At 63.8% G+C, this 11,317-nt stretch carries 9 protein-coding genes, 1 other RNA gene and 1 pseudogene; 9 read left to right on the forward strand and 2 right to left on the reverse strand.

Annotation, left to right across the window (positions count from 1 at the left end):
- The first annotated feature begins 45 nt into the window (after nucleotides 1-45).
- The 3 genes from J7360_RS05755 to J7360_RS05765 are packed head-to-tail and all read left to right on the forward strand — an operon-like array spanning nucleotide 46 to nucleotide 2,065.
- Nucleotides 46-1,674 carry an MFS transporter gene (locus J7360_RS05755; protein WP_057661303.1) on the forward strand — a complete coding sequence of 543 codons (1,629 nt, stop codon included), beginning with the start codon at nucleotides 46-48 and terminating at the stop codon, nucleotides 1,672-1,674.
- A gap of 5 nt (nucleotides 1,675-1,679) precedes the next feature.
- The gene (locus tag J7360_RS05760) at nucleotides 1,680-1,910 is read left to right on the forward strand and encodes a DUF1427 family protein (RefSeq protein WP_057661327.1); all 231 of its coding nucleotides are present in this window, start codon (nucleotides 1,680-1,682) and stop codon (nucleotides 1,908-1,910) included.
- Complete coding sequence (locus J7360_RS05765; RefSeq protein WP_017157566.1) at nucleotides 1,907-2,065, forward strand: XapX domain-containing protein; 159 nt, start codon at nucleotides 1,907-1,909, stop codon at nucleotides 2,063-2,065. The genes J7360_RS05760 and J7360_RS05765 overlap by 4 nt, the downstream gene beginning before the upstream one ends.
- Before the next feature lie 167 nt (nucleotides 2,066-2,232).
- Here J7360_RS05765 and J7360_RS05770 read toward each other — a convergent pair whose 3' ends face one another.
- Nucleotides 2,233-3,210: an NAD(P)-dependent oxidoreductase gene (locus tag J7360_RS05770; RefSeq protein ID WP_057661300.1), complete on the reverse strand. Its 978-nt coding sequence runs from the start codon at nucleotides 3,208-3,210 to the stop codon at nucleotides 2,233-2,235.
- A gap of 68 nt (nucleotides 3,211-3,278) precedes the next feature.
- On the opposite strand from J7360_RS05770, the pseudogene J7360_RS05775 reads away from it, so the two are divergent.
- The 6 genes and pseudogenes from J7360_RS05775 to J7360_RS05805 all read left to right on the forward strand — a co-directional run.
- A pseudogene (locus J7360_RS05775) lies at nucleotides 3,279-4,388 on the forward strand (molybdopterin dinucleotide binding domain-containing protein); the annotation flags it as partial.
- Nucleotides 4,389-5,097: 709 nt separating this feature from the next.
- Nucleotides 5,098-5,355, forward strand: a complete 258-nt coding sequence (locus tag J7360_RS05780; RefSeq protein WP_005916070.1) for a KGG domain-containing protein — start codon at nucleotides 5,098-5,100, stop codon at nucleotides 5,353-5,355.
- A 646-nt stretch (nucleotides 5,356-6,001) separates the two neighbouring features.
- A complete protein-coding gene (locus tag J7360_RS05790; protein WP_008575404.1) occupies nucleotides 6,002-6,511 on the forward strand; it encodes a DUF892 family protein in 510 nt (169 codons plus the stop codon).
- 102 nt (nucleotides 6,512-6,613) lie between these two features.
- Complete coding sequence (locus J7360_RS05795; protein ID WP_057661297.1) at nucleotides 6,614-7,534, forward strand: M14 family metallocarboxypeptidase; 921 nt, start codon at nucleotides 6,614-6,616, stop codon at nucleotides 7,532-7,534.
- A 75-nt stretch (nucleotides 7,535-7,609) separates the two neighbouring features.
- Nucleotides 7,610-7,685: non-coding RNA, sX9 sRNA (locus tag J7360_RS05800), on the forward strand.
- Nucleotides 7,686-7,938: 253 nt separating this feature from the next.
- Nucleotides 7,939-8,637, forward strand: a complete 699-nt coding sequence (locus J7360_RS05805; protein ID WP_057661296.1) for a DUF1349 domain-containing protein — start codon at nucleotides 7,939-7,941, stop codon at nucleotides 8,635-8,637.
- Nucleotides 8,638-8,761: 124 nt separating this feature from the next.
- Here the strand turns inward: J7360_RS05805 and J7360_RS05810 are convergent, their stop codons facing one another.
- The gene (locus tag J7360_RS05810) at nucleotides 8,762-10,573 is read right to left on the reverse strand and encodes an EAL domain-containing protein (protein ID WP_042674995.1); all 1,812 of its coding nucleotides are present in this window, start codon (nucleotides 10,571-10,573) and stop codon (nucleotides 8,762-8,764) included.
- Nucleotides 10,574-11,317: the final 744 nt, after the last annotated feature.

Raw genomic sequence — 11,317 nt, forward strand, 5'->3', positions numbered from 1 at the left:
CCCCCGCGTCGTTTGTTTCATCCCATTGCCTGGAGTCTTGCCGCGATGACTGTTTCTGCCGCACCTGCCGAAGGTGGTGCCTGGGCGCCGCTGCGTGAGCCGGTTTTCCGCGCCTTGTGGCTGGCGATCCTGGGCAGCAACATCGGTACCTGGATCAACGATGTCGCCGCGTCCTGGGTGATGGCCGAACAGACCGGCTCGCCATTGATGGTGGCGGCGGTGCAGTCGGCCACCACCTTGCCGGTGGTGTTATTGGCACTGGTCGCCGGCACGCTGGCCGACATCGTCGACCGTCGTCGCTACCTGCTGTTGACCCAGGCCTGGATGCTGCTGGTGGCCGGTACGCTTGCGTTATTGGCACATCTGCAGTTGCTGACGCCCTGGGTCTTGGTGGCGCTCACCTTTGCAATGGGCGTGGGCGCAGCAATGGCGATGCCGGCGCAGGCGGCGATCGTGTCGGAACTGGTACCGCGCCCGATGCTGGCTTCGGCGGTGGCGCTCAATTCGATCGGCATGAACATCGCGCGATCGATCGGCCCGGCCGTGGGTGGGCTGATCGTGGCGCAATTCGGCCCGCCGTGGGCCTTTCTGCTCAACGGGCTGACCTTTGGCATGATGCTGTACGTGCTTTGGCGGTGGCGCCGCGATGTGCACGCCTCGGCGCTGCCGCCGGAGAGCTTTGGCGCAGGCCTGCGCGCAGGGTTGCGCTACGCCGCGCGCGCCGGCCGCCTGCAGGCGGTGCTGATCAAGGCCGCCGGCTTTTTTGTGTTCGCCAGCGCATTGACCGCGCTGCTGCCGTTGGTGGTCCGCCGCGACATGCAGCTGGGCGCCGGCAGCTACGGCGTCTTGCTGGGCTGCATCGGCTTCGGAGCGATCAGCGGCGCCTTGCTGTTGCCGCGCCTGCGTGCGCACTACGACCGCGATCTGTTGGTGTTCGTTGCCACCCTGGTGTGCGCCGCATCGCTGCTGGGGTTGGCGTTGTCGCGGCTGCTTGGCGTGTTGTGCGTGGTGATGGTGGTGAACGGCCTGGCCTGGATCACGGTGCTGTCGTCGTTGCAGATCGCCGCACAGACCGCCGTCCCTGCGTGGGTGCGTGCCCGTGCATTGTCGCTGTACATCGTGGTGTTTTCCGCAGGCATGGCCAGTGGCTCGCTGTTATGGGGTGCGTTGGCGCAACGCACGTCGATTGCCACAGCACTGCAGATCGCCGCTGCCGGTGCAGTGATCGCCGCGCTATTGGTCAAACGCGCGCGGATTGCCGGGACCGAACAGCTGGACCTCGCCCCCGGTGGGCATTGGCCTGCACCTGCGCAAGTCGATCGCGTCGAGCACGACCGCGGCCCGGTGCTGGTGACAGTGGAATACCGTATCGCTGCCGAGGCACGCGTCGCGTTCTTGCAGTTGATAACACAACTGGGCAATGCGCGCCGCCGCGATGGCGCCGTGGTCTGGGGCATCGCCGAAGACGCTGCAACGCCGGGTGTGCAACTGGAATACTTCATCCTTGCCTCATGGCTGGAGCATTTGCGGCAGCACGAACGCGTTACCGGCGACGACCGCCAATTACAGGAACAGATCCGCGCCCTGCATCACGGCGAGCGCGCGCCGGTGGTGCTCCACTTCGTCGGTGGCGGTGGTGCTGCGCTGCCGCCGCACGCGCACTCGGATATCTGATGCCCGTGGACTGGAAGTTCATCAGTGGTGTCGCGTTGGGTGTGGCAATCGGCTTCGGCTGCCGTATGGCCGGCATTCCATCGCCTGCTCCGACGGCTTTGGTCGGCGCGCTGCTGGTGCTGGCAATGACGTGCGGCTACGCACTGGCCGACCGCTTTCTGGCCAAGCGTGCCGCCAAGAATCTGGGGCATTGTGGCGGGCCCAACGGCCGCGTGGGCCGGCAGGGCGACGTATGAGCCTGGCAGTGCTCGGGGTACTGCTCGCATTGGCGATCGGCATCGGCTGCCGGTTGCTCGACTTGCCGCTGCCCGCTCCGCCACGTCTGACCGGTGCATTGCTCGTCGTGGCGATGAGCGGCGGATTCCTGCTGGCTGACTGGTTGCTGCGCTGAAGCAGCACGGTGTCGGGACCACGCCGCGTGTCCTGCAAGCGGCAAGCGCTAGATGCCCTCAGCCAGCCAAGATTTCGATCAAGCCTGCGAAGCGCAGCGAACAGCAACGACTCTCACCATCAGGCAGACATGGCCGGTGTGCGAATCGGCAACGCGCTTGGAAAAACCTAGCGGAGCGGCAACCCCGGCACCCCCGCTGACAGGATGCCGTGCGCATGCAGGGCGGCGTCCAGCTCCGCCGGGATGGTATCGCCGCTGCCCATGCGCAGGACCACGACCTGCAGACCGACGCCGACCAACTCCACTACGACGGCCTGCTGCTCGCCCAGCGTCTGCGGCCAGGCGCGCCGTTGCGCATCCCGGCGCGCCAGTTCCACCACCGCGGTGGGCACGTCCGACGCCAGCAGCAGCACGTCGGCCAGGTTCAGGGCGCGCAAGGCATTGAGCGTCAGCAGGCCCGGATCGCCCGGGCCGGCACCAACCCATTGCACGCTGCCGCGCGCCGGAACGCTGTCCACCGCCTCCAACGCGGCGGCAAAGGCCGCTTCGGCGGCGGCGGTATCGCCGGCCTGCAGCAATTGCGGCACCTGGCCGTCGATCACCTGATCGAACCAGCGACGCCGCCGGTTCATGTCCGGCAACTGCTGACGAATGCGCTCGCGATGCTGGGCGAACAAGGCCGCCAGCATACCGACCGACGCATGCAGTTCGCGCTCCAGTCGCTCGCGCAGTCGGCGCGCCAGCATCGGCGCCGCGCCCGCCGACGAAATCGCAACCACCAGCGGATCGCGGTCGACAATGGCCGGTACCTGGTAGGTGGAGAGTTCGGCATCGTCCACGACATTGACCAGGCGCTGGCGTGCGCCGGCCGCTGCGGCGACACGTTGATTCAGCTCCACATCGTCGGTGGCCGCGACGACCAGCCACACGGTGTCGATCCAGCCAGGATCGAACTCGCCTGTCATCTGTTCAAAGCGCCCGGCCTGCAGCAGCTGGGCAAGTTCGGGCGAAAGCGCGTGCGCATACAGCCGGATGTGCGCACGCGCCTTGAGCAGCGCCAGCACCTTGCGTGTGGCGACTTCGCCGCCACCGATGACCAGTACGGCGCGCCCCTGCAGGTTGGCGAACAACGGGAACAACGGCATCCGACACACTCCGAAAAGATGGCTCGCACCAGCGCCATGTTGCATGGCACCATCGGGCCACGTCCAGCGGCCTGGATTACGCGCTGCTGGATTTCGGGCCGCAGCAATGGCCATTTCCGGCAGGCAGTACGCAAGGGCAGGGGCGGCGTTACACCGACGGCGTATTCGCGCACGCCAACGGACGTGCGCGCTTCCATGTCACGCCATATCGCAAGGTGGCCGAGGCCACTTCGGCACGGTTTCCGATGCGGCTGTTGACCGGCCGTCTGCGCGACCAGTGGCATGGCATGTCGCGCACCGGGCGGGTGGCGGCGGCATTCGCGCATAGTCCCGAGCCGACGCTGCGCATGCATCCAGGCGATGCGCAACGGCGTGGTCTTGTGGCCGGTGAACTGGTGCAGATCGCAAGCAAACGCGGCGCGCTGGTATTGCCGCTGGAACTGTCGGACGAACTCCGCTCGGGCACGGTGTTTGCCCCCATGCACTGGAGCGGGCAGAGCCTGTCCAGCGGCGGCATCAACGAAGTCAGCACGCCGGCAGTGGATGCGCGTTCGCAACAGCCCGAGCTCAAACACACGGCCGTGCGGGTGGAAAAGAGCACGTTCGGCTGGCATCTGCTGGCGGCGCGGCGCGGGGATACAATCGCCTTGCAGCAGACGTTGCAGCCACTGTTGCGCGACTGCGGCTATGCTTCGCTGCGCCTGCATGCCGAGCCATTGGGCGGCAGCAGGCAGCATGCATCCGGGGATTGGGTCGTGCTGCATGCCGCCTGCGAACGCGCGCCCGATGCCACGTGGATGGATCGCCTGGTCGCCGCCTTGCATCTGCCGGCCGGCACGGATGTGCTGGAGTATCGCGACCTGCGCCGCGGGCTGATGCGCCGCGTTGGCTGGCGCATGCACGACGGGCATCACCATATCGACGGCGTGCTGCTCACTGCCGCGCAACCCAGCGACGCCAAAAATCGATCGTTGCTGGCCACCGCATTGGCTGGCAAGCCGTGGCATGGTGCGCGGCTGTCGGTGTTCGCGCATACCCACAGCGCAGCTGGCGATCCGATCGTGTGCACCTGCATGCATGTCTCGGCCGCCGCGATTCACGCCGCCATCGACGAGGGCGCCGACCTTGCGCAACTCAAGCAACGCCTGGGCTGCGGTACCGTGTGCGGCTCGTGCGTGCGCATCCCGAAGATTCCCTGCCTAGCCTCTGGGCCAGCCGCATCCGTGCGTGGACGGCATGCATTGGCAATGGTTCCGGCCTGGTGTCAACGTCGGCCAGTGGTACAAGCCTGCACACAACCGCAAGGTCTTTCGCAGGGTGTATCGACGTGGCGCGTTGAAGGCGTGTCAGTGCGCGCCCAGATCCGCGCGCAGTCTGTGTGCGTGCATTGCCTGTTTCGACCTGTGGCTGCGCCGCTCTGAGCGTGCCCGTAGCGCATTGGCCGAGCGATCTTGCGGTATCGACAGCACGCGCCTTGCGAGGCGCGGTGCACGCCATCACCGAGGCGATGGCCTCACGCGGCGATCTGGTGGGCCGAACGCCGACGGCTGATTCCTCGCCGTACGTGGCAATCAGGCGACGCGAGATCGGAGCACGCCCGCAGCAGCGGCGGGCAGTTGATCCAGGCACAGCAGCTGATCCTGCGACGCCTGCGCAAGCTGTCTGGCGGCTGCGGCATCGCAGCAGCGCCCTTTGATAGCGCGATCCACCCAATAAGGAGGCCCGATCGTCCGGCGATGCGAAGGTGTGCAAGATTTGCGCAGCGAGCGCAGCCATTTTTTCCTGCATCCATCCGCGATGCACCGCGGGACTTGCCTTTCCGGGTTGGCACGAATGTTGCGGTTAGCCCACTACCCAGGCGTAACCGAAGCATCGAGAGGAGGCACAGTGGAAGACGGACAAAACACGACCCGTAGCCGGCGCGGCTTTGCCGCATTGGATCCGGAGAAGCGCCGCCTGTTGGCGAGTAGCGGTGGCAAAGCCGCGCATGCCAGCGGCAATGCGCACGAATTTACTAGCGACGAAGCGCGCGAAGCTGGTCGTAAGGGTGGCCAGGCCGTAAGCCGCGATCGCGATCACATGTCGCGGATCGGCAGCAAGGGCGGGCGTTCCAAGCAGGCCAAGCCGCAGGAAGAATCCGCTTAATCCAGCCATCGGCGTGCCATGGCGCGCCTGTTCGGGAGCGGATCTTGCGAGAGGCTGGGTATAGGCGCTACGCCCATGCGGCCTAGCGCCTGTGCTGTTTTTGGTTTGAAGCAAACCGATTTGTGCGCGCGATAATGCGCAATCGATTGCAAATTTTTGTACGCAATCATCGCGTGTGATGTTCTGTGCACCTTGAAAGATCCACGAGCGCCTGCGGTGCAATGCGTCGTGCACAAGCGAGAAATTTTTGCAGCCCTGCATGATGTCCGACATCGATTGCACGGAGAAATTTCACTCCAGCCCTGCTGCAGCTCCTAACCTCGGCAGGATTTGCACCCCCCCGGATTGCGGGCTCACCGCACCGCCGCCGCGTGAAGTGTCCCCGCGATCGGTAGCCGAACGCATCGACCTCAGGTGGTCAGCGTGGTCGGCGGCCCTGCGTTGCATGCAGGTCCTGAGGGATCGCCAGGCAGGTCCTCAGTTCTGTTTTGACCGCATACAAACAGTCTGTGGATGGCGGGGTCGCAGCGCCGTCGCGCCATGTCTATGGCACGTAGACGGCGCACGCAGCGTTCACCTGGAACAGTCACATCTTTCATCCGCGCCGCTGCAGGCTGGACATATCGCAAACAAACAGGAGAACCCCATGGCCGAACCCCAAGAAAACCTGATGGACTGGCTGCGCGATGCGCATGCAATGGAGCAGCAGGCCGAGCAGATGCTCAAGGCCCAGGCCGCACGCATCGAGCACTACCCCCAGCTCAAAGCCCGCATCGAGCAGCATCTGGAAGAGACGCTGGGGCAACAGCGCTTGGTCGAGTCGTGCATCGAGCGCCTGGGCGGTTCACCGTCGATCATCAAGGACGCCATGGGCAAGATGGCCGCCTTCGGGCAGGCGATGGGCGGCATGACCACCTCCGACGAAATCGTCAAGGGTGCGATGGCCAGCTACGTGTTCGAGAACCTGGAGATCGCCACCTACACCGCGTTGCTGGGTGCCGCCAAAACGGTAGGCGATACCGAAACGCAGCGCGTGTGCGAGCAGATCCTGCCCCAGGAGCAGGCCATGGCCGATTGGCTACTGGCGCATCTGCCGGAGTTGACTGAAGAGTTCCTGGTACGCGACGCCACCCCAGGGGTTACCGCAAAGAAGTAAACGTCGGCTACGTCAGCTTGCATCGGCCCCGCAGTGCGGGGCCTTTTTGCTTCTGCGTGCAGAGCGCTTACCCTTGGCGCTTTCCTCGCACCGGTGTCTGCAATGACGACCAACCCAACGTATCCGATCGGCACGCCCGGGCAACCGTGGGGCGAGCCGGAACGCGCCATGTGGCGCGCACGCCAGCTGCAGCAGCGCAGTTATGCGGACGATGTCGTGCAGCAGATCGCCACCCTGGCCGAGCAATACCAGCGCGTGCAGTACGGCACCATTGCCCATGCGCAAGGGGAGTATCCCTTGCTGGCACTACGAAGCGAGCAGTGGGACGACAGCCTGCCATGCGTGTTGGTTACTGGAGGCGTGCACGGCTACGAAACCAGCGGCGTGCAAGGTGCGCTGCAATTCCTGCAGCAACGTGCTGCCGACTACGCAGGCAGCTGCAATGTACTGGTGGCGCCGTGCATCAACCCATGGGGTTATGAGCGCATCCAGCGCTGGAATGCCGATGCAGTGGATCCGAATCGCGCGTTTCGCAACAACAGCCCGGCCGAAGAGTTGGCTGCGCTGATGCGGGTGGTGGCTGCGACCCCCGGGCGAATGCTGGTGCATATCGACCTGCACGAAACCACCGATAGCGACGAGAGCGAGTTTCGCCCAGCGTTGGCGGCGCGCGACGGTGCGGTGTTTGTGCCGGGAAGCATCCCGGACGGGTTTTATCTGGTGGGCGACAGTGAAGATCCGCAGTCCGCCTTCCAGCAGGCGGTGATCGCGGCGGTGGCCGAGGTGACGCATATCGCGCCCGCCGATGCGGATGGGCGGCTCATCGGGGCACCGGTGGTGGGGCATGGGGTCATCAATTATCCGGTGCGGCGACTGGGCCTGTGCGCCGGTGTCACCGATGCGCGGTATCGCACGACCACCGAGGTCTATCCGGATAGCCCGCGCGCCACACCCGACCAATGCAACGCTGCGCAGGTCGCGGCAATTTGCGCGGCAATCGACTACGCATTGGCGCAGCACTGAGGGCAGGGCACTCAGTGCAGCTGACAAAACGACTGTGCAGCCGCCAGGCGGGCGCTGCCGGTGCTCGGAGCCGGCATGTCCCACGCGTACACGCCGGTTTCTCCGCGCCGTCCACGCCTACCTGACGACTGTTCGCTGCGTTGTGTTAGCCGCTCTCAGGCACGTACGCGGCAGGGTTGGCCGGCAAATCCCTGTACGCCGCGCGCAGCGATTGCTCGCGTGCGGATTCGGGCCAGGGTTCTGCGGCTACGTCGCATGTGTGCGACGCGTCTGCACGGCCGTGCATCGTCGCAGCATGGACCGGCGCGTTGCCTGCATGGCCAGCAGAGGACGGGCCGCACGCATGCGGCCTTGCGCGTACAGCGCGTAAACTACGCTTTCATAAATTGCACGAGCGCAGATCCATGCAACACGCTGCATTCAATGGCGCACGCAGGCGCGTGTTGGCTGGCGTGGTCGGGTTGACGCTCAGTGGTGGCGCGTTTGCACAACAGACCAACCCGAGGAACACCATGGCGCAGGACAGCAGCTGGCACGCCGGAACCTGGCTCAACCGGCCGAAGACATTCGCTATCAACGGCGACACGTTGGATGTGGTGACCGACCAGGCGACCGACTTCTGGCGCAAGACGCACTACGGGTTCACCCGCGACAGCGGGCACTTTCTGGGCATCAAGGCCGGCGCAGGCTTCACCGCGCAGCTGCGTGTGCGCGCGCAGTACGAAGCCTTGTACGACCAGGCCGGCATCATGGTGCGCGTGGACGAGCGGCACTGGGTCAAGGCCGGGATCGAACTCAGCGACGGGCGTGCCATGCTCAGCAGCGTGTTGACCAACCCGGTATCGGATTGGGCCACTGGTCCTTACGAAGCCGACCCCAAGGATTTCTGGATCCGTGCCACGGTTGCCGACGGTGTGCTACGCCTGCAGGTCTCTGCGGACGGCCGTCACTGGCCGTTGGTGCGGCTATGTCCATTCCCGATAGCAAACGCCTATCTGGTCGGGCCGATGTGCTGCACGCCCGAGCGCGCCGGACTGAAGGTGCGGTTCTCCGATTGGGCACTGAGTGCGCCGTCAGGCAAGGACCTGCACGATCTCAGTTGAGCGGGCCTCGCTGCATTGCAGGCAACAGGTTGGACGTGCATCGCATTGCCAGGCATCGTGTATGCAACCGCACAGCGGCGCGGTGCGATTGCCTGTCCGGCAGGCTCCGCGCGCCGCCGCGGCGTTACGGCAGGCGCTGCACCGCCGCGGTGTGTTTGACGTAATCGGCCACCAGATGCGCTTCCATGGGTCTGGCCAGCAGATACCCCTGCGCTTCATCGCATCCCCAACTCCGCAGCAAGGCAATCTCATCGGCGTGCTCGATGCCCTCGGCCACTGTGCGATAACCCAATGCATTGGCCAGGCGCACCACCGCCTCGGCGCGCATCTGCATGCCGGTTTTGGTGGCGATGCCAGTCACCAGCGACCGGTCCAGCTTGAGCACATTGACCGGCAACTCGGTGAGATAGCCGAAATTGCTATAACCGGTGCCGAAGTCGTCGATGGCCACGCTCACGCCTGCATCGCGCAACGCGCGCAGCCGCGGCACCGCTTCGACATTGCTGCGCAGCCAGCGCCCTTCGGTGATCTCCAGCTCGATGCATGTGGTGGGAATCGCCAGATCCTTGCAGCGGTTGATCACATCCGCTGCCAGATTGATGTTGCCGAAATCGCGCGACGACAGGTTGATGGAGATAGAAAAATCCAGGCCCTGGGCACGCCACTTCGCCAGCTGTACCAAGGCGCTTTCGATCACCCAATTGGTGACCGTGCACATCAGTGCGGTTTTTTCGAAGAGCGGGATGAACTCGTCGGGACCAATCGGGCCGAGGCTGGCATGATGCCAGCGCAGCAACGCCTCGAAGCCGGTCACCGATAGGTCTTCAAGATCGATGCGAGGCTGGAACACCAGCCGGAAATCGCCAGCGTCCAGTGCCTGTTCGGCATCCAGTGCCAAGCGGTAGGAGCGCTGGATCGCATCGTCGTGCGAAGCGCTATACCAGCACACGATGGCATGGTTATTGATGGCATCGCCCAGCGCCACCAAGCCCTTGCGCATCACGTCGTTGGTGTCCGGCTGCTGCGGGGCAAAGCGCACCACACCGGCATGAAAGGTCAGCGACATCGGTACGCCGGCGGCATCCACCGGCTTGAGCAGCATGTCGCGCAGATCCAGCAGCAGGTCTTCCATCTCGTCCGGCGCGGAGTTGAGCAGGAAGAACGCAAAGCGCATCGAGGCCACGTGGTACACCGTCGCCTTGCCGCGCAAGGCGCGCGTCAACACATAGCTGGCGTGGCGAACCAATTCTTCCAACGGCTGCATGCCCAGCGCCTGGCGCGCCTCGTTGGCGGCCTGGGTATCGTAGACCTCAATAAATGCAGCAATGGTGGGCACGCTATGGCTGCCGAAGGCGAGGGCGTCCAGATCCGATTGCAGCTGACGCGTATTGAGCAAGCCGCTATGCGGTTCGCGCCTGCCTGCACCGAACTGCAATTCCAGTTGTGCGGCAGCCACATTGGCGAACATCAGCAGTTGCTGGTGCTCCTGGCTCGCCAGCCGGCGCTCGCGTGTGTCGATCACGCACAGGGTGCCGGAAATGCCTGTCTGCGGGGCACCCACCGGCACACAGGCGATAAAGCGCGCGGGCAAGCCGGGGAAGGCGGCATCGCCCAGTTTGATTTGCGCAAGCGTTGCATGCTCGATCAACTCGGTCACGCCATTGGGCGCTGCCGGAACCTGCTGGCACAACTCCATCGCCTGCTCGACATGACTGCTGCTGATACCACGCGCTGCCAGCACGCGTAGGCGCCCGCCCTCGGTGATGGTCAGCGCAGCAGCCGGCGAAACCAGGGCATGGCAAAGCAATCGTGCGATTTGCTCGAGTGGCTCCATGCCACCCAGGTCGATCGGCACGCCTGACCAGTCGAAGTGGCGATCCTGCGGTTTGTCGTCCGGGGCTAGCGTCATGGCGTCAGGTTCCGTGTCGAAGATCACACTGCACCGCTACTAGAAACAAACCGGGGTCATCGATAGGTGATGAGGTCTGCACGATTCGTACATTCCCTATCAGCGTTGGGGTAGTTCCACGCGGTAAACAAGCTGGCAGCCCCGACAATAACTGCTGCCGCTGCGCCTGAGTTATACAAATACCGCACTCCCCAATCGGTGTCGACCGGTGCAGTGGTCTTACTCATAAAAGCGAACTCATAAATTGGCGGGAGCGTCTGCAAGCGCATGTATCGAACTTTTGCGACGCAGCAAGTTTCACTGAAAACGATTGTTACAAGGCACTACTGCGCCGAGTTTTAACGACGCATCAGCCTGGTTTTAATAATCCAGCCTCATCCAGTCGGTGCCTTTGAAAAAGTCGGTAAGTTCCTGTTTTGTTAGTGAAGCAGTTGGTTCGTGCATCGTGAGCTTTTACTGATGAGGTCGCGAAAGTGCAATTAACGAGCACGAGCAAATCAGTTCACAGAATCGGTGAGTGTGGTGGATGAGTTCAAGCTTAGTGATATTCGACACAGTTTTAGGTCGATTGATTCGCCTATTAATATAGCGTCGCAGTAATTCAGTATTGGTATTAACCGAACTCTTCCTTATTTAGGGGCTTCTGGTTCTTAGCCTTACTGTTGAACTGGCCTGGATTCTTTAAACCGGATCTACCGTCATTCCAATCCCGTCTTTGGAGGTGCGTGCATGGGTGCGCGCTGGTCTCTGCTCGGCAATCAGGGGGAATTC

Source organism: Xanthomonas sp. D-99 (assembly GCF_017746145.1).
Lineage (GTDB): Bacteria > Pseudomonadota > Gammaproteobacteria > Xanthomonadales > Xanthomonadaceae > Xanthomonas > Xanthomonas cissicola.